Source organism: Flavobacterium sp. MEB061 (assembly GCF_000834715.1).
In the GTDB taxonomy this organism is placed as follows: domain Bacteria; phylum Bacteroidota; class Bacteroidia; order Flavobacteriales; family Flavobacteriaceae; genus Flavobacterium; species Flavobacterium pectinovorum.
In genome coordinates this window covers 176,527-196,301 of record NZ_JXQR01000027.1, presented here as the reverse complement: position 1 = coordinate 196,301, position 19,775 = coordinate 176,527, and the positions used below count along the sequence as shown (strand labels likewise).

The 19,775-nt window shown below is 34.6% G+C and carries 17 protein-coding genes; 15 read left to right on the top strand and 2 right to left on the bottom strand.

Annotation, left to right across the window (positions count from 1 at the left end; translation table 11 throughout):
- Positions 1 to 9 precede the first annotated feature (9 nt).
- From RT99_RS14405 to RT99_RS14375, 7 genes are all read left to right on the top strand, one after another.
- Positions 10 to 3,180, top strand: a complete 3,171-nt coding sequence (locus tag RT99_RS14405) for an efflux RND transporter permease subunit (RefSeq protein ID WP_042565430.1) — start codon at positions 10 to 12, stop codon at positions 3,178 to 3,180.
- Positions 3,181 to 3,311: 131 nt separating this feature from the next.
- Positions 3,312 to 4,730 carry a TolC family protein gene (locus RT99_RS14400; protein ID WP_042565479.1) on the top strand — a complete coding sequence of 473 codons (1,419 nt, stop codon included), beginning with the start codon at positions 3,312 to 3,314 and terminating at the stop codon, positions 4,728 to 4,730.
- 514 nt (positions 4,731 to 5,244) lie between these two features.
- Positions 5,245 to 5,625, top strand: a complete 381-nt coding sequence (locus RT99_RS14395) for a DoxX family protein (RefSeq protein WP_042565429.1) — start codon at positions 5,245 to 5,247, stop codon at positions 5,623 to 5,625.
- A gap of 12 nt (positions 5,626 to 5,637) precedes the next feature.
- Complete coding sequence (locus tag RT99_RS14390) at positions 5,638 to 5,847, top strand: hypothetical protein (RefSeq protein ID WP_042565428.1); 210 nt, start codon at positions 5,638 to 5,640, stop codon at positions 5,845 to 5,847.
- Between the two features lie 80 nt (positions 5,848 to 5,927).
- Positions 5,928 to 6,314: a VOC family protein gene (locus RT99_RS14385; RefSeq protein ID WP_042565478.1), complete on the top strand. Its 387-nt coding sequence runs from the start codon at positions 5,928 to 5,930 to the stop codon at positions 6,312 to 6,314.
- A gap of 10 nt (positions 6,315 to 6,324) precedes the next feature.
- A complete protein-coding gene (locus tag RT99_RS14380; RefSeq protein ID WP_042565427.1) occupies positions 6,325 to 6,834 on the top strand; it encodes a DinB family protein in 510 nt (169 codons plus the stop codon).
- Between the two features lie 9 nt (positions 6,835 to 6,843).
- Positions 6,844 to 7,305 carry a DUF1440 domain-containing protein gene (locus RT99_RS14375; protein WP_042565426.1) on the top strand — a complete coding sequence of 154 codons (462 nt, stop codon included), beginning with the start codon at positions 6,844 to 6,846 and terminating at the stop codon, positions 7,303 to 7,305.
- 170 nt (positions 7,306 to 7,475) lie between these two features.
- Here RT99_RS14375 and RT99_RS25015 read toward each other — a convergent pair whose 3' ends face one another.
- Positions 7,476 to 7,637, bottom strand: coding sequence for a DUF1328 domain-containing protein (locus RT99_RS25015; protein ID WP_042565425.1), 162 nt, complete (start codon positions 7,635 to 7,637; stop codon positions 7,476 to 7,478).
- Positions 7,638 to 7,912: 275 nt separating this feature from the next.
- Between RT99_RS25015 and RT99_RS14365 the strand changes: the two genes are divergently transcribed.
- From RT99_RS14365 to RT99_RS14330, 8 genes are all read left to right on the top strand, one after another.
- Entirely contained in the window at positions 7,913 to 8,968 is a 1,056-nt protein-coding gene (locus tag RT99_RS14365; protein ID WP_042565424.1) for a pesticidal protein Cry7Aa, read from the top strand.
- A complete protein-coding gene (locus RT99_RS14360; RefSeq protein WP_042565423.1) occupies positions 8,952 to 11,222 on the top strand; it encodes a glycosyltransferase in 2,271 nt (756 codons plus the stop codon). Before RT99_RS14365 ends, RT99_RS14360 begins: the two co-directional genes overlap by 17 nt.
- Positions 11,223 to 11,699: 477 nt before the next feature.
- Positions 11,700 to 12,458, top strand: a complete 759-nt coding sequence (locus RT99_RS14355) for an ABC transporter permease (protein ID WP_042565422.1) — start codon at positions 11,700 to 11,702, stop codon at positions 12,456 to 12,458.
- A gap of 2 nt (positions 12,459 to 12,460) precedes the next feature.
- Complete coding sequence (locus RT99_RS14350; RefSeq protein WP_042565421.1) at positions 12,461 to 13,240, top strand: ABC transporter ATP-binding protein; 780 nt, start codon at positions 12,461 to 12,463, stop codon at positions 13,238 to 13,240.
- A 24-nt stretch (positions 13,241 to 13,264) separates the two neighbouring features.
- Positions 13,265 to 14,119 carry an MlaD family protein gene (locus RT99_RS14345; RefSeq protein WP_042565420.1) on the top strand — a complete coding sequence of 285 codons (855 nt, stop codon included), beginning with the start codon at positions 13,265 to 13,267 and terminating at the stop codon, positions 14,117 to 14,119.
- 14 nt (positions 14,120 to 14,133) lie between these two features.
- Positions 14,134 to 16,947 (top strand): AsmA-like C-terminal region-containing protein, encoded by a 2,814-nt coding sequence (locus tag RT99_RS14340; RefSeq protein ID WP_042565419.1) that lies wholly within the window; start codon positions 14,134 to 14,136, stop codon positions 16,945 to 16,947.
- A gap of 6 nt (positions 16,948 to 16,953) precedes the next feature.
- Positions 16,954 to 17,427, top strand: coding sequence for a low affinity iron permease family protein (locus tag RT99_RS14335; protein WP_042565418.1), 474 nt, complete (start codon positions 16,954 to 16,956; stop codon positions 17,425 to 17,427).
- A 1-nt stretch (position 17,428) separates the two neighbouring features.
- Positions 17,429 to 18,628, top strand: coding sequence for an FAD-binding oxidoreductase (locus tag RT99_RS14330; protein WP_042565417.1), 1,200 nt, complete (start codon positions 17,429 to 17,431; stop codon positions 18,626 to 18,628).
- Positions 18,629 to 18,755: 127 nt separating this feature from the next.
- On the opposite strand, the gene RT99_RS14325 is transcribed toward RT99_RS14330, so the two are convergent.
- Entirely contained in the window at positions 18,756 to 19,709 is a 954-nt protein-coding gene (locus tag RT99_RS14325) for a helix-turn-helix domain-containing GNAT family N-acetyltransferase (protein ID WP_042565416.1), read from the bottom strand.
- Positions 19,710 to 19,775: the final 66 nt, after the last annotated feature.

The window sequence follows — 19,775 nt, the reverse complement described above, 5'->3', positions numbered from 1 at the left end:
TTTACGAAAATGTTCAAAATATTTATACAAAGACCTGTACTGGCAACTGTTATCTCCATTTTATTGGTGATACTCGGTGTACTTGGACTTACAAAATTGCCTTTACAACAGTTTCCTGATATTGCACCGCCATCGGTTTTGGTAACGGCTGTTTATCCGGGAGCGAATGCAGAAACGGTTTTACGTTCTGTTGCACCATCGCTGGAAGAATCTATAAATGGTGTTGAAAACATGACGTACATGAGTTCTACTGCCAGTAATGATGGTACTCTTGCTATTACTGTTTTCTTTAAATTAGGTACAGATGCCGATCAGGCTGCTGTAAACGTGCAAAACAGAGTTGCTCAGGCAACAAGTCAATTGCCTGCAGAGGTTGTTCAGCAAGGTGTAATCACGGCAAAACAACAAAACAGTTTTATCATGGCGATTGGTATGTATACTGAAGATGAATCGAAATACGATCAGACTTTTGTTGCCAATTATGCTCAAATTAATATTATTCCGGAAATTAAACGTATTCCGGGTGTAGGTTCTGCCAGTATTTTTGGTGGAGTTAAAGATTACTCGATGAGAGTTTGGTTAAACCCTACTCAAATGTCGACTTACAACGTGACGCCAAACGAAGTTATGGCAGCGATTCAGGACAAAAGTTTAGAGGCTGCTCCGGGTAAATTTGGAGAAAGAAGTAAAGAGGTTTTTGAATATGTAATTAAATACAAAGGGAAACTTACCAAACCAGAAGATTATCAAAATATTGCAATTCGTTCTAACGCTGATGGTTCTATTCTTCGTTTAAAAGATGTTGCGAGAGTTGAACTTGGTTCATATTCGTATAACAGTTTAACACGTTTAAATGGTAAAAAAGGAATCGTAATTGGAGTAATTCAGTTAGCGGGTTCTAACTCAAATGATATTCAGGTTGCGATAAATAAATTGATGATTAAAGCATCAAAAGATTTCCCAACGGGTATCAAACACAATATTTTCTATAGCACAAAAGTATCTTTAGATCAATCGATCGATCAGGTAAAACACACTTTATTAGAAGCTTTTATCCTGGTATTTATTGTGGTATTTATCTTCTTGCAAGATTTTAGATCAACATTAATCCCGGCTATTGCTGTACCTGTAGCAATTTTAGGAACGTTCTTCTTCATGCAATTATTCGGATTTTCGATCAACCTTTTAACGCTTTTCGCATTAATTCTGGCGATTGGTATTGTGGTCGATGATGCAATTGTGGTCGTCGAGGCCGTGCATGCGAAAATGGAGCACAAACATTTGTCTCCAAAAGTAGCAACACATGAAGCAATGCACGAAATAACGGGTGCTATTATCTCGATTACGCTGGTAATGGCTGCTGTATTCCTGCCGGTTGGTTTTATGGAAGGCTCAACAGGAGTTTTCTATCGTCAATTTGCTTTTACGATGGCAATTGCAATTGTAATTTCAGCCGTAAACGCTTTAACATTGAGCCCTGCCCTAGCTGCTTTATTCTTAAAGGATAATCATGCAGCACACGAAGATGGAAGCGCTCCTTATGTGAAACAAGGATTTAAACAAAAATTCTTTAACGGATTCAACAAAAGTTTTGATTCATTGACAAACCGTTATGTTGGCGGATTAAAATTCTTAATTCGTAACAAATGGGTTAGTTTAGGAGGTTTGGCTTTAATTACTTTCGCAACCGTAGTAATGGTTAAAACTACGCCTTCAGGATTTATTCCAACAGAAGATCAGGGATTTATCGCAATTGCAGTAAATACTCCTTCCGGAACATCTCTTGACGGAACTCAAAAAGTAATGACAGAAGCTGAAAATACTTTAAGAGGTCTTGATGCATCACGATTTGTAACCGCAATTTCTGGTTTCAACTTATTGACAAACTCTACAAGTCCATCTTCTGCAGTAGTTTTCGTATTGCTTAAGCCAAATGAAGAACGTGGAAAAGTAAAAAATATTGATGAAATTATGAACGAAGTTCGTGGCAAATTAGGCGCGATTTCTGGCGGAAGTTTCTTCGTATTTAGTTTCCCAACCGTTCCCGGATTTAGTAACGTTGAAGCTTTAGATTTAGTTCTTCAGGATAAAACCGGAGGTAAACTGGACAAGTTTAGTGGAATTTCTCAAAACTTCATCGGAGAATTGATGAAACGTCCTGAAATTGCTGTAGCCTTTACTTCTTTCAAAGCCGATTATCCTCAATTACAATTGGACATTAATGATGCAAAAGCAGATCAATTAGGGGTAAAAGTCAAAGATATTCTGCAAACCATGCAAGCTTATTTTGGTAGCGCACAAGCCTCTGATTTCAACCGATTTGGTAAATATTACAGAGTTGTAGTTCAGGCAGATATTGCAGACAGAGCAGATCCATCAGCGATTGATCGTGTCTTTGTAAAAAATAAAGATGGCGAAATGGTTCCTTTAAATACTTTGGTAAAACTAAGCCGTATTTATGGTTCTGAAACAGCATCAAGATATAATCTATTTAACTCAATTGGTATAAATGCAATTCCGAAACCTGGTTTTAGTTCCGGAGATGCCATTAAAGCAATTGAAGAAGTGGCAGCACAACAATTGCCTGCAGGTTATGGATTTGAATTTTCTGGACAAACCCGCGAAGAAATTTCTTCAGGAGGTCAATCGGCAACAATTTTCCTATTGTGTTTGATATTCATTTATTTCCTACTTGCTGCACAGTATGAAAGTTACATTTTGCCTTTAGCAGTAATTCTTTCAATCCCTGCAGGTATTTTTGGAGTTTTCGTAGCCATCGGTTTAACCGGAATCGAAAACAACATTTATGTTCAGGTTGCATTGGTAATGCTTATTGGACTGCTCGCTAAAAATGCCATTTTGATTGTCGAATTTGCCGTGCAGAAACGAAAATCAGGTCAGGCATTAGTAAAAGCTTCTATAGACGCTGCAAAATTACGTTTACGTCCAATTATCATGACATCGCTGGCTTTCGTAGTAGGATTAATTCCGATGATGAGCGCCACAGGACCTTCTGCTCAGGGTAACCACTCTATTAGTATTGGTGCCGCCGGAGGTATGATTTCGGGAGTAATTCTTGGGTTGTTAATCATCCCGGTTTTATTTATCGTATTCCAACATTTACAAGAAAAGGTTTCCGGAAAACCGGTAGCCGTAATTCATAACGAAGAAGAAAAATAAAGAATGGAAAATTATATAACGACAATCCTGGTGACCATCATTATTGGCATCGCCTATATATCGTACAAAATCGCTAAAGATCTGGATAACAGAAAAGATACTTGTACAGAAATTTAATGACAACATATAAAATGAAAAAGTATATAACCAAAATCGTGATGGTCGCCATTTTGATCACCACAGTAATATCCTGTAAGGTTTCGAAGGATATTGAAACTCCAAAAGATGCATTTCCTGAAAATTTCAGGAATGCATCAACTTCAACAGATACAACGAGTATTGCCGATGTGGAGTGGAAAAATTTCTTTACAGAGAAAGATGTTATTCAATTGATTGATAGTGCTGTGGCAAGAAATAATGATTTGCAAATCGCTACCAAAAATATCGAAATTGCTCAATACAGATTCACACAATCAAAATGGGGAAATGTTCCTCAGGTGAATTTATTTGTGAATGCAAGTACTAGCAATCCGTCTGACAATAGTTTTACGGGAATGAATTTAAATCAGGCTTTGGGTCAAAAACACATCGATGATTATTCTGCAGGAGCTTCACTTTCGTGGGAAGCTGATATTTGGGGGAAAATCCGCAATCAGAAAAAAGGTGCTTATGCAGGTTATCTTCAGTCTGAAGAAGTTAGAAAAGCATTGCAGACTAATATTGTAGCCAATGTTTCAAAAGGATATTACAATCTTTTGATGTTGGACGCACAATTAGAAATTGCAAAACAGAACGTGAAATTAAATGATAGTACAACTACGATCATCAAATTAAAATATGATGCAGGACAGGTAACTTCATTAGGAATTCAACAATCTGAGGCACAAAAACTGAGTTCGCAACAACTGATTCCGTTATTGGAACAAAACATTGCCATTCAGGAAAATGCTTTAAGTGTTTTAACAGGATCTTTTCCTAACTCAAAAGAAAGAACTACCCGTTTGAGTTCAATTGAAGTTAAAAACAATAACGCAATCGGAATTCCGTCTAGTTTAGTAAGCAGAAGACCTGATGTAAAAAGTGCAGAATTGGCTTTAAAAGTTGCCAATGCTAATGTTGGAATCACAAAAGCTGATTTGTATCCTGCACTAAAAATTACTGCTCAGGGCGGAGTTAACTCATTCGAAACTAGCAGTTGGTTTAACATTCCCGCTTCATTGTTCGGAACTGTTGCCGGAGGTTTAACACAGCCTTTATTCAACAATAAAAGAGTAAGAACACAATATAATATCGCTGTCGCAGAAAGAGAAAAAGCAGTTTTAACTTTCAGACAATCGGTTTTAGTTGCTGTAAGCGAAGTTGCTGATGCTTTGGTAAGAGTAGAGAAATTAGAGCAACAGGAAACTTTTCTGCAAGAGCGTGTAAAAACATTGCAGCAAGCTATTAAAAATTCGAATTTGCTATTCAAAAACGGAATGGCTGAATACCTTGAAGTACTTTCTGCGCAGGCAAATTTACTTCAAAGCGAATTAGAATTAGCTGATATTAAAAGACAACAACTTTCTGCCAATACCGAGTTATATCGCGCTTTAGGCGGAGGCTGGAGATAATACCCGTTTTTAATTATTTATTTGAGATTACGCTGCAAGACTTCGGTTTTGCAGCGTTTTTTTTTGTTTTGCCACTAAGGCACTAAGACACAAAGTTTTTTGAACGCGGATGACGCGGATTCGCAAGCGAAAACACGGATTGTCGCGGATTTTTTTACTCTCATTTATGTCTTCCTGAGCGTGCCGAGGCTTCGGGACGCTTAGTCTGGCAATCTTTGAGATTACTTTACTTAAAAAAGTTTCACGCAGATTATACAGATTTAAGCAGATTCAAAATTGATCTTTCTTTTATCATCTTTATTCTATTCTCTATTTTCTTTTCTCTTGCTTCTTTTCTCTTGCTTCTTTCTTCTTTCCTCCAATCTAAAAATCTAAAAATCTAAACTCTAAACTCTAAAATCAAACATCTGTCCCAAATGACCCTAAAATAGTCGCAAATACCTATTCATTATAAAAAATAACATTGGTAGATTTGTATTAAGTAATTAACTAATAACTATTTAAATATTAACCAATGAAAAAAGCAAAGATGATTTTCTGGATTACAACTATTATTATTTTCCTGTTTGAAGGTGTTATGCCAGCACTGACTTCTCAAAGTGAAATGGCAAAAGAAGGAATCAGGCACCTTGGATATCCTGAATATTTTGGGAATGCCTTAGTCGTTTTTAAAATTATCGGCGTATTGATATTAGTGATTCCGCAAGTTTCAAATCGTGTTAAAGAATGGGCTTATGCAGGTTTTGCTTTCGATTTTATATTTGCGTCAATAAGCCATTTTGCGGTTGATGGAGTTGATTTTCAATCTTTCTTTCCTTTAATCTTTTTAGCGATTTTGGCGACTTCATATATTTATCACCATAAAATAGAGCAATACAAAAACATCGCTTTATAAATGCAATAACCGATGATAGAAGTTTTTAAAACAAATGTTCAGGAAATGGAGCAATCAAAAATGATTGTGATGAAACTTCTTGAGCATTTTCCAAACAGCATCATCAATTTTGATCTCGAAGATTGTGATAAGATTTTGCGGGTTCATGCTGCATCAATTTCAAATCACCACATTATAGAACTTTTAAATTCTTACGGTTATCATTGCGAACCGCTTCCTTAAACAATATAAAATATTGATTTTTAGAAGTTTAAATTAAAATCGTAAATTTGGTTGTATCAGCAATCTTAAATAACAGAAAAATGAACATACCAAAAAATCATCAGGTTGTAATGCCGTATTTAATTGTAAAGGGAGCATTAAAATTTATAGAATTTACAAAAACCGTTTTTAATGCGACTGAATTACAAGCACCATTATTGCGCGAAGACGGAACAGTGCAGCATGCTGAAATCACGATGCACAACAGCACTATTATGGTGACAGACGAAACCAAAGATTTTAAAGTGCAAAACGCTAACTTATTTGTATATGTACCTAATGCCGATGAAAGTTTTAAAAAAGCAATCGCTGAAGGTGCAACAGTTTTAATGGAATTAAGCAATCAAAATTACGGCCGAACTTGTGGTGTAACGGATCCTTTTGGAAACATCTGGTGGATCACATCTGTAGATAAATTGACCATTTAAATTAAAAAAGATGAAAACAATAGTGCAAAAAGATATTGTTGAAACATTCAAAAAATTAAACGGGATTCTTTCTGAGTTTTCTGAAAGTGAATTAAATACCGTTCCGTACAAAGGCAGCTGGACAGCTGCACAAACAACACAGCATATTATTCTTGTCTGTTCCGGTTATCCCGAATTATTTGCCGGAAAAACCGAAAAAACCGCCAGAAAACCTGATGAAAAAATTAAAGAGATTGAAAGCATCTTTTTAGACTTCAAAACAAAAATGGATGCACCCGATTTTATAAAACCTGAAATTAAGGATTACAGCAAAAATTCGCTAACGTTAACCCTGCTTAATATAGAATCTGATTTACTTAACGCTTCAGAAACTTGTGATTTAACACTCACATGTCTTGATTTTGAAGTTCCTGGATTTGGAAAATTCACCATTTTAGAATGGATTTATTTTGGTTTAATTCATGTTCAACGACATACGAAGCAGTTACAAGATATTTTTAATTATGCGACAAAACTCTAAAATCATTATATGAAATCAAAAGCGGGAACAATATTTTTAGCAGGATTAATTGCCGGAACACTTGATATTTTAGCAGCGATTTTTATCTACGCCATTCTATTACAAAAAACAACTCCAATAAAAATTCTGCAATCCATTGCCAGCGGAATATTCAAGAAAGAGGCCTACAATCACTCACAAATGGCTTGGTACGGATTGGGTTTCCATTTTATAATTGCCTTTCTTTTTGCCTGGTTTTATTTTATTATTTATCCCTATTTAACCTTCTTAAAAAAGAGCGCCCTCGTTTCGGGATTTCTGTATGGCATTTTTGTCTGGATTGTAATGAATTTGATTGTTCTGCCAATTGTATTTCCGGTTTTACCGGCTAAACATTTAGATTTTCCTTTAATCTTATCGGTGTTGATTCTGATATTTTGTATCGGGTTTCCAATTGCTTTTATAGCGCGGAAGTTTTATTCTTTTAAATAAATATTCAATTTTCTTAACGATACATACGACAACCCCAACAGGTTTTAAAAACCTGTCGGGGTTAACAGCGTAATACCACTTGAAACCTGAAACAAAAGATAACAAACAAAAAAAAGCGACACTCCCCAAAGTATCGCTTTTTTTGATTTATATAATTAATCAGTTTATCACTAAACTTTTCTTCTTCCGCTTATTAATGAAAGTATAAATAATACGATAAATATGAAGAATAAAACTTTTGCGATACTAGCGGCTCCAGCGGCAATTCCACCAAAACCAAATATTCCGGCTACTATAGCTAGAATAATAAAAATGACTGTCCAACGTAACATATGATTTGTTTTTTAGTTAATAAAAGTGACTTTTTGGGTCTGTTTGTTATTCAAATTTCTTTCTTAAATAAAAGCTTTATTAACTCTATCCGATAATTTATTAGCGCAATCAAATATAAAACACAATAAATGAGTAACTTACAAAAAAGTATCAGAATTCCAATTTTAGTCTTATAGAATTCCCATGAAAATGCTTTTGAGTTAAATTTTTAGTCGATTGGATTAATCGTACCCTTGCCTTCGATCTAATTTTAGATAATATTTAAAAAGAACGTATGGAATTGGCTACAAAACATGGTATTGTACTTGAAAAAACCGAAAGGTCTTTTGAAGAATTAGGAGTTTTAAATCCTGCCGTTTTTCAAGACAGAAATTCAGTACACATGTTTTACAGAGCTGCAAAAAAAGGTAACTTTTCTACTATAGGATATTGTCGATTCGAAGGACCAATGACCTTAGCAGAAAGAAATACTGAACCAATCTTTGTTCCCGAATACATTTATGAAATTCATGGAGTTGAAGATCCGAGGATTACAAAAATTGATGATTTGTATTACCTCACCTATGTTACTTATGACGGAATAAATGCGTGCGGAGCTTTAGCAGTTTCGAAAGATTTGAAAAAATTTAAAAAGAAAGGAATTATTACGCCGAAATTCATTTTGAATGAATTTACAAACCTGATTAGAAAACATTTAGAAAATCCAAGTATTGCCAAAATACTTGCTTTTAATGTCAAAAGAAATTATCCTTTGACAGAAACTATTAAAGAAAATCTATTTGTATGGGATAAAAACGTGGTTTTATTTCCCAAAAAAATAAATGGAAAATTTGTTGGATTACACCGCTTATTTCCATCTATACAAATATTTAGTTTTGAAAAGAAAAAGGACCTGACCGAACATTATTGGAAAGATTATTTAAAAAACCTGCCTGATTATCTCGTAATGGAACCTAAATATGACCATGAAACAAGTCATATTGGCCCGGGCGCTCCTCCTATCGAAACAGCAGATGGCTGGTTGCTTATTTACCACGCCGCCGAAAGAAGAGAAAAAGGATTAGTATATCATGCCTGTGCAGCACTGCTGGATCTTAATAATCCGCAAATTGTTTTATCAAGATTAAAAATACCTCTGATAACACCATCAGAATACTATGAAAGACACGGTTATGTCAATTATGTAGTTTTCCCAACGGGAACAGCAATTTTCGACGACCTTCTTTATATATATTATGGTGCTGCCGATGACAAAATTGCGGTAGCCTCTGTGAACTTAAATGACTTATTAAACGAATTAAAAAGTAATCCCCATGAAAGCAATATCTAATAAATCAAAAATCGTTTTTTTATCAACATTTCCACCAACACAATGTGGAATTGCTACTTATACGCAGGATACAATAAAAGGTATTACCGATGTTTTTGGTAAATCTATAGCATGTGAAATTTGCGAATTGGTTAAGGAACCAAAAGAAAATCCAACACAGGCTTTTACTTTAAACACCAATAACAGAGAAGAATACTCAAAAGTTGCCGAAGAAATTAATGATGACGAAAGCGTCAAACTAGTTCATATTCAACATGAATTTGGATTGTTCGGCGGAAATTACGGCGACCATTTATTAGATTTCTTAAATGTGATCAAAAAACCTGTGACGTTTACGTTTCATACCGTACTTCCTACCCCGAACAACGAATTAAAAACTTTTGTAAAATTACTTTTGAGTTATAGTAATTCTGTATTTGTGATGACCAAAAGATCTGAAGAAATACTGATTAATGATTACAACATTCCACAAGATTTTATTACAACAATATCTCACGGAACTCACGTTGTTGTCTACGAAGCACCAGAAACTGCAAAGGCAAAATTTGGAATTGAAGACAGAAAAGTGCTATCAACTTTTGGTCTTTTGGGCGAAGGAAAAAATATTGAAACAGGTTTAAGATCTTTGCGCAAAATTGTTGAACATACGCCAAATGCACTTTACCTTATTATTGGCAGAACACACCCTAATTTAATTATTGATGGCGTAGATACATATCGTGAAAAACTAGAAGCCATTGTTAATGAATTAGACTTGCATGACAATGTTCGTTTCATCAACCAATATCTTGAAACAGAAGAACTTTTAAGCTATTTGCAGGCTACGGATATTTATCTGTTTACATCAAAAGATCCAAATCAGGCAGTAAGCGGCACTTTTTCTTATGCAATGAGTTGCGCTTGCCCAATTGTCGCATCAAAGATTCCGCATACAAAAGAAGTCCTTACAGAAGATTCAGGAATTTTGGTTGATATTGGAAATGAAGAACAATTTGCAGAAGCTGCAATAAAATTACTTTCTGATGAAAATCTAAGAGAAGAAATGGGTAAAAACGCCTTTAGAAAAACACGCGCCTGCTCTTGGGAAAATATAGCAATTGCGCACATCAATACATACAAAAAACTGATTGAAGATGCGACAGAAATTAAATTTACATATCCGCCAATTGAATTAGCACATGTTAAAAAAATGACAACAGAACTTGGAATGATTCAGTTCAGCAAAATTTCTGTTCCGGACCTTTCTTCAGGTTATACCTTAGATGATAATGCAAGAGCTTTGGTAGCACTTTGTATGCATTACAAACTTACAGAAGATAAAGCCGATTTGCCATATATTTTAATTTATCTGGATTTTATCGAGCGCTGCCAAAAACCAAAAGGCAATTTCATGAATTATGTTGATGAAAACAATCGTGAACATATTGAGCAAAATGCCGAAGTAAATCTGGAAGATTCTAACGCACGCGGTATCTGGGCTTTAGGAACAGTTGTTTCTATTCGAAAAATTCTGCCTGAAGCAATTGCTAAAAAAGCTTCAAAATGTTTATTGAATTCTTTAAAATGGGCCGAAACTATTCAATCACCTCGTTCTATAGGTTTTGCAACAAAAGGTTTGTATTTATATCACAGCGCTATTCCTAATTTATATGTGGCAGCCATTATCAATAAGCTAAACGCGAAATTGTTATACAATTATGAAGTTCATGCTACTAAAGACTGGAAATGGTTTGAAAATTATTTAACATACGGAAACGGAATTTTACCCGAATCAATGCTATATGCTTATTTGGTAACTAACAAACCTATTTATAAAAAAGTGGCTCTGGAATCGCTAGATTTCTTAATCTCTAAAACTTATAAAGGGGATAATTTCAAAGTAATTTCAAATAATGGCTGGTATCATAAAGACTCAGAACCAGCAGAATACGGAGAACAGCCAATTGATGTTTCATACATGATTCAGACTTTAAATTCGTTCTACAGCGCATTTAAAACTCCGGAATACAAACGTTTGATGAAAATTGCCTTTAACTGGTTCTTGGGTAAAAATCATTTGAACCAAATTATGTACAACCCGGTTAGCGGCGGTGGATATGATGGTTTGGAAAAAGAGAATGTAAACCTAAATCAGGGTGCAGAATCGACAGTTTGTTATTTAACCGCAAGATTAATAATGGAGAACCTGAAATTATCCGAAAGTAAAGTGATTCCGTTAATGAAAGCAAAAACTGATATGGCTATTAACTCATAATATCTTAACTATACCATAACTATATTTGAGTAACAGATTGTTACCGTAAAATCCCTTCTTTTTCGAGAAGGGATTTTTTGTTTTTAAGAAGACTTCGAATAAAGTAAAATTTTACCGCAAAGCACGCAAAGTTTTTTTAACTATTGAGGTTTTTATAAAAAGAGAAAAGTTCGCAAAGCTAAATCAATACAAAGCTTTGCGAACTTTATGTTTTGTAAACATACGACCAGACAAAAATCTTTGCGTGCTTTGCGGTAAAATAATTAGTTCGCATAAAATCCCCTTAAAATCTACTCCCATGCAACGTAAATCTTTTAAAGTTATTGCTTACGATGTAAATTATATAAACTTGAAAAAAAGTTCTGTAATATTTTTCGTTAACAATTAAGATAACTTTAATATTAAATAAGAAAGGAAAATACAATATGTTAAAATATTGATTTCTAACCTAATATCACCAACTAAAAACAACTTATTTTGATACTCACTTTAAAAAATACATTCGAAGAAGTAGGAAATGCAACGTTGTTTGCAAAGCAGTTTTTTAAGGAAGTATTTATACCCCCTTACGAAACCAGACAATTTTTGAAACAATGTTATATCATCGGATATAAATCATTGCCGCTTGTAGCCATAACAGGTTTCATTATGGGACTTGTGCTTACCATGCAATCGCGACCAACTTTGGTAAAATTTGGTGCCGAATCCTGGTTGCCGGGTATGGTGGCGCTTTCGCTAATAAGAGAAATTGCACCTGTTATTACAGCCCTGATTTGTGCAGGAAAAATTTCGTCAGGAATTGGTGCCGAATTAGGTTCAATGAAAGTAACAGAACAAATTGATGCTATGGAAGTTTCTGCCATTAATCCTTATAATTATTTGGTTGTAACGCGCATTTTAGCCTGTACATTAATGGTCCCGATATTAGTGTTTTTTGCAGATGCAATAGGAATTATGGGTGGTTACGTGGGCGTAAATATTCATGGTGATGTCAATTTTCGCAGATACCTCACACAAATTATTCAGTCTCTGGAATTTCTGGATTTGATTCCGGCAACGATAAAGACTTTTTTCTTCGGATTTTTTATTGGAATGATTGGATGTTATAAAGGATTCAACGCCGCAAACGGAACCGAAAGTGTTGGTAGAGCCGCAAACTCTGCTGTTGTAACGGCGTCGTTGACCATTTTTATTATAGATATGATAGCCGTGCAAATAACCGATTTATTTTTTTAAAGATGATCAAGGAAGAAAAACATATAGAAAAAGAACCGAAAGCGAAAGATAAAAAAGCAATCATCGAAATCAAGGATTTGCACAAAACCTTTGGCAAAAACAATAAAGTTTTGCAAGGCGTGAATCTTACTGTAAACAAAGGCGAAGATTTGGTGATTTTAGGCCGTTCAGGTTCCGGAAAATCGGTTACTATAAAATGCATCGTTGGTTTAATTGAACCAGACAAAGGTGAAATCAAGGTTTTTGACGAAAATGTATTACATCTTAAAAAAAGTGAACTCAATGAAATCAGGGTCAGAATTGGATTTTTATTTCAAAGCGGTGCTTTATACGATTCAATGTCAGTTAGAGAAAATTTAGCCTTTACACTAAGAAAACACAAAAGGGATTTAAGCGTTGACGAAATTGAAAATCAAGTTATTGAAGCACTCGATAGCGTAGGATTAAGTGAGGCAATTGATAAAATGCCATCTGAATTATCCGGCGGAATGCAGAAGAGAATTGGCTTAGCCAGAACTTTAATCCTAAAACCTGAAATTATTTTATATGATGAACCAACGACAGGTTTAGATACGATTACATCAAGAGAAATCAGCGAGTTGATTCTCGACATAAAACATAAACGCAAAACAACTTCGATCATTATTACACACGATATGGCTTGTGCCAAACTTACTGCAGACCGAATTATGGTTTTAAAAGATGGTGTAATTCATGCCGAAGGAACATACGAAGAACTAGAAAAAAGCGAAGACGAATGGGTACGCTCTTTTTTTCAATAAAACTAAAAAACAAAAATAGAAATCATGGATAAGCAATCTGGATATACTTGGAAATTAGGAATGTTTGTAACAATTGGTTTGTTGCTTTTTATAATAGCAATTTACTTTATCGGTAAACAGAAAAACCTGTTTGGTTCAACATTCAACATCACTTCACAATTTAAAACCGTAAGCGGTTTAGAAGTGGGTAACAATGTTCGTTTTTCAGGAATAAATATCGGAACGGTTGAAGAAATCAGATTAATAAATGATTCTTCGGTAGTGGTAAGTATGGTTATCAAAGATGAAGTTCGCGAATTTATTAAAACAGATGCCCGCGCCAGTATAGGATCTGATGGGTTAATGGGAGACAAAGTATTAACGATTTCTCCTGGCGTTAAATCGACTAAAGTAGTCGAAAACGGCGGAGCCATAGCTTCTGTCAACGGAATCGAAATGAACGATATCATGAAAAGCGTTAAAAAAAGCGTTGATAATGCCGGTATAATTACTGAAGAGTTAGCCATTTTTAGCCATAGTATGAATAACGGGAATGGTGCTTTGGCGAGATTAGTTCGTGATGATAAAATGGCAAACAGCGTTTCGAATACCCTTTCAAATCTTGAATCTGGTACAAAAGGTTTCAGCGAAAATATGGAAGCTGCAAAAAGCAACTTTTTACTAAAAGGCTACTTCAAGAAAAAAGAAAAAGAAAAAGAAAAAAAGCAGGAAGAACTGAAAGAGAAGAAAGAAGAGCAAAAAGAAAAGGCTGAAAAAGCACAAAAGGAAAAAGAAGAAAAAGCGAAAGAGCAAAAAGAAAAAGAAGAAAAACAAAAAGAAGAAGATGCTAAAAAAGCAGAAGCTGAAAAAAAAGAAGCTGCAGACAAAGCCAAAAAGTAATTTAATACACGCCTATGAATTCGCCTTTCAAAAATATTGCCTTAAAAGCACTCAAAGTAACAGGAATAACAATAGCATCAATTTTGCTATTGTTATTTCTCATTCCGCTATTGTTTCCCGGCAAAGTAGCCTCTGAAGTAAAGAAAATTGCCAACGAAAGACTGGATACAAAAATGGAGTTCTCAAAATCGAGACTTTCATTTTTTACGCATTTTCCGTCGTTAACAGTTTCGCTTGACGATTTGTCACTAACCGGTTCTGCGCCGTTTGGAAACGATACTTTGATAAAAGCAGAACAGGTTGCGTTTGGCATCAACTTAAAAAGGCTGATTTTTGACAACGAAGTAAAAATCAATAAATTATACGTTTCCAAAGCCTTAATAAACGTAATGGTAAACCAAAAAGGACAAGCCAATTACAATATTTATAAAGCTCCGGATGAAGACAAAAACAAAGCCGATAATCCCGAAGAAGGAACAGCAATTCGTTTAGAACGTATTGATCTTGAAGATTGTCACGTAAAATACAACGATCGATCGGCTAAGATTCTCATTGATGCAAAAGGTTTTAATTATGTCGGAAAAGGAAATTTGAGCGAAGATATTTTTGATTTAAATACCGATGCCAAAATTGACAACATCGATTTTTATTATAACCGAACTGCTTATCTGAGAAAGAAAGAATTACGTGCCGATTTAATTACCAGAATTAACACACATGCGCTTTCGTTTATTCTTCAAAAAAACGAATTAAGAATCAACAAATTACCTCTAACATTTACTGGTTTATTTACGATTTTACGAGACGGATACAAAATAAATATTAAGGCAGCTTCAAAAAATACAACCGTAAAAGATTTATTTTCTGTAATGCCGCCAGAATACTTAACCTGGCTGGATGAAACTGAAATTTCGGGAAAAAGTGATTTGCTTTTATCTTTTAGAGGAAATTATAATGTTTCAAAAAATCAAAAACCAGATTTAGCTTTCAATTTAAAAATTAACGAAGGCGCGATTAATTATCAAAATGCACCCGCTCCATTAACTGATTTTCAGATGGATCTAAATACCGTTTTACCTTCTCTTGATGTCGAAAAATTATTAATCAACTTAAGAACTTTAAAATTTAAGGTTGGCGAAAAAGATTATTTTACCGCTTATCTGCATAGCAAAGGATTTAACGAAATGACGGTCGACGCAAGCGTAAAAGGCGCACTCGATCTGGCTACTGTCGATGCTGCTTTGGGCTTGAGTACAATTGATTTAAAAGGAATTTTAAAAACCAATATTCAGGCGAAAGGTGTTTTTAGTACTTCAAAAAAATTATTCCCTAAAACAATTGGCGGAATTTCATTGCGAAATGGTTCTCTAAAAACAGACTCCTACCCTAACCCAATTACTGATATTACTTTTATTGCCAATGTACTCAATAAAGCCGGAACATTTGAGGATTTGATTGTGGCCGTTGCACCGGCATCGTTTGTTTTTGAAGGAAATCCGATGTATGTAAATGCAACGCTTTCTGACTTTAATGATTTGGCTTACAATGCTAAAATTAAAGGTGAACTAAATGTTGGACGAATCTACAAAGTATTTTCGAAAAAAGGTGTCGACATTACAGGCTGGGCAAAAGCAGATCTTTCTTTAAAAGGAAAACAAAGCTATGCCACAACCGGACAATATAACAAACTGGATAATCGGGGAACCATTATTCTGAAAAATATTAAAGCAACCTCTGAACTTTTCCCTAAAGCCTTTTATATCAAACAGGGAAATTTCCGTTTTCAGAACGAGAAAATGTGGTTCGAAAAATTTGATGCTTTTTATGGAAAATCAGATTTTGCTATCAATGGATATCTGCTCAATACAATAAATTATTTTCTGGAATCGCACGGAACTTTGAGCGGTAATTTCAACTTAAAATCAAAACTGATTAATGTTGATGAATTTATGGCGCTCGAAAAAGGTGAAAATACAGATCGAAATCTTGAAGTGCAATACGCCAAAGAAGATCATCCAAAAATGAGCGGTGTTGTTATTGTACCGAAAAACCTAAATGTTGGTTTAACGGCAAACGTAAACAAAGTTGAATATAACGGACTTGTTTTAAACAAACTAACCGGGAAAATTGGCATTACAAAAGCAGGTTTTTATCTCGAAAATACCAATTTTAACATCATCGATTGTATTTTGGGAATAAACGCTACTTATAAAGACGAATCGCCAACTTCGGCGCATTTTGATGCTCATTTTACTGCTAAGGATTTTAGCGTGCAAAGAGCTTATAAAGAGATTCCGATGTTTCATGATATGGTTTCTGCTGCCGAAAAAGCACAGGGAATTATTGGCGTTGATTATAATATAAAAGGAGATTTGAACGGAAATATGGGACCAATTTACGAATCACTTGAAGGTGGCGGAACTTTAAATCTTCGCGATGTAAAAGTAAAAGGATTGAAATTATTTGACGGAATAAGCTCTAAAACCGGACAAGACGGCCTGAATAACCCGGATATGAAAGGTATCGAAATTAAATCATCTATCGATAATAATTTAATTCATATTGAGCCATTTACATTTAGCGTTGCCAGTTTTAAGCCTACTATAAAAGGTACCACAAGTTTTGACGGATTACTGGATTTAAGAATGCGATTGGGGCTTCCGCCGTTTGGTATTGTTGGATTTCCAATTGTAATTACGGGAACGCACGAAGATCCTAAAATTAAAATTTTTAGCAAAACAGGTCAAAAAATTGACGATGCCATTTATGACGAGAAAAACAACAAAGTGATTAAGGAAGAAAAAGTCAGCAAAAAACGAAAAAATTAGAATCAAATGGAAAAGAAAAAACAAAATAGCGCATTCGAAAAATTTGCTTCGCATGTTTCAAAAGCTGCAGGAAGCACAACCGCTTTTTTAAGTGCTTTTTTAATTGTGATAGTTTGGGCTGTTTGCGGCCCTATTTTCAATTATTCTGAAACCTGGCAATTGGTTATTAATACAGGAACAACAATTATCACTTTTTTAATGGTTTTTTTAATTCAGAAAGCACAGAACAAGGACTCACTTGCCATTCAATTAAAATTAAACGAATTGGTTGCTTCCAATAAATATTCAAGCAATAGTCTGGTCGATATTGAAAGTATGACCGAAGAAGAAATGATTATTATTCAAAAATATTATCACAGACTAAGTGAGCTTGCTAAAAAGGAAGTAAGCATTAAAACCTCGCATTCTATTGACGAAGCACATGACCAACACGAACGCAAGGATAAAAACAGAATAAAAACACGTACCAAAACCAAATAAAATGAAGTTACGCTCATCAGAAACTTACTGGCCGTTAAAGCATGCAATGGATACAAGCTATCCGTCGTTAGACTCAGATATTACTACTGAAATACTAATTATTGGCGGTGGAATTACCGGTGCATTAATGGCATATAAACTTATTAACGAAGGAAAAAAGGTAACAATTATTGACCGTCGTGATATGTGTAACGGAAGCACTGCCGCCAGTACCGCATTACTTCAATATGAAATTGATGTATCTCTTCATGATCTTATAAAACTAAGAGGAGTCGATTGTGCCGTTAACAGCTATATAAACGGAAAAAAAGCAATTTTTGATTTGCGAATAATATGTGATGCCATAAAAAGCGAATGCGGATTTGAGTTTAAAAAAAGCATTTATTTTTGTTCTCTTAAAAAAGATCTTCCGTTTTTAAAAGCCGAATTTAAATGCCGAAAAGAGCATGGCTTTGATGTTACCTGGCTTGAAAGATGGGATCTTGAAAAAATGGGATTAAATGCCATTGCGGCAATAGAATCTAAAACTGCCGCGGTGATGGATCCGTATAGACTGGCGCAGGATTTACTCGTTTATTGCGAAAATAAAGGACTGAAGATTTACGATCGTACCAACATTACTTCTACCCAAAATCAAAAGGGAAAACTCGTTGCACATACTGAAGATAAATGTACGATAACAGCAGATCATATTGTAAATTGTACCGGTTACGAAAGTACCGAAACACTTACTGAAAAAGTGGTCGATTTAAAAAGCACCTATGTAATCACATCCGAAAGCATTCCTGAATTACCAAAAGTATTTAAAAATGCCATTTTGTGGGATACGTCTACGCCATACGTTTATTTTAGAGCAACCCCGGATAACCGAATTATTATGGGCGGTGGCGATGAAGATTTTAGAGATGCTAAAAAAAGAGACAAATTATTACCCAAAAAAGAAATTTATCTTTTAAAGAAATTCCAAAGAAAATTCCCAAAAGTCAAATTCAAATTAGATTATTCCTGGACAGGAACTTTTGGCGAAACCAAAGATGGCTTACCGTACTTCGGAAAACCAAATCCAGACAAAAACGAACATTATGTACTGGGCTTTGGCGGTAACGGAATCACCTTTAGCGTTATTGCAATGAACTCAATTCTTGACTCTATAAACAACATAAAAAATCAGGATTTGGAGTATTATAGGTTTCATAGATAGGTGCTAAGATGCTAAGTTGCTAAGATTCTAAGGGTTTTTATATCTTAATCTTAGCAACTTAGAACCTTTGCCACTTTGAACCTTCACTCTGTAACTTAGAACCTTAGTAACTTAGAATCTTAGAATCTCACCTAATAATAAGCTCCATTTGAATATTACAGCGTTTATAAGGCGTTGCCAAACCAGAAACTTTCTCGAAACCTAATTTATGGTATAAGTTAATCGCTGGTTTAAGGATTGTATTACTTTCCAGATATAACTTTGATGCGCCAAGTTCGCGGGCACTTTTTACAATTGCTTCACCAAGCAGCCAGCCAATACTTTTTCCCTGCGCTTTTGGTGAAACAGCCATTTTGGCCATCTCAAAATCATAATTTTTATCATTCATTTTAATCAGGGCGCAAACACCAACGGGTTCATTTTGATATAAGGCAACCAAAATCTTTCCGCCTTTATCCAAAATATATTCTTTAGGATTATCCAATGCTTTATAATCTGCTTCTTCCATTTCAAAATACGTTGATATCCATTCCACATTTAAAGCTTTAAAAGCTTCCTGATATTCGGGAGTATACTCTATAATTTGAACATCCTGGCTTTCACGTATTTTTTTCTGTTCGTTTACTCTTTTAAACAATGATTTTTGTTCCAGTAAAAATTCCCATTCTTCGAGTGCAGCCCATAAATTATGATTTGATTCAGAAATCAAAGATTCAACAGCAGCTTCAACATCAATACATTGCAATTTTATTTTTTTAGACAGGATTAATCCTTTTTCTGTCAAAGCCACAATATTTCTGCGTTTATCTGTCGTTTTTAAATTATCATTTACAAGTCCTGCAGTAATCATTTCCTGAACAATTTTACTTACTGAAGGTTGCGAATGTCCAATTTCATTAGCAATTTCAGTGATCGTAATTTCTCTTTCTTCTGTAAGTGTATAAAAAACCGGGAACCATTTTGGCATAAAATCCGCTCCATACAATTCGTAAACTTTTGCAGCATCATCTGTAATTATTGCTGTCATTAAACGCAAACGGCTTCCTAAAGCCACCTTACCTACTTTATTAAAAAAATCCATTTTATAATTGATTACATAATTAGTTATGCAAATATATGTGTTTTTTTTGAGATACTAAGTTTCTGA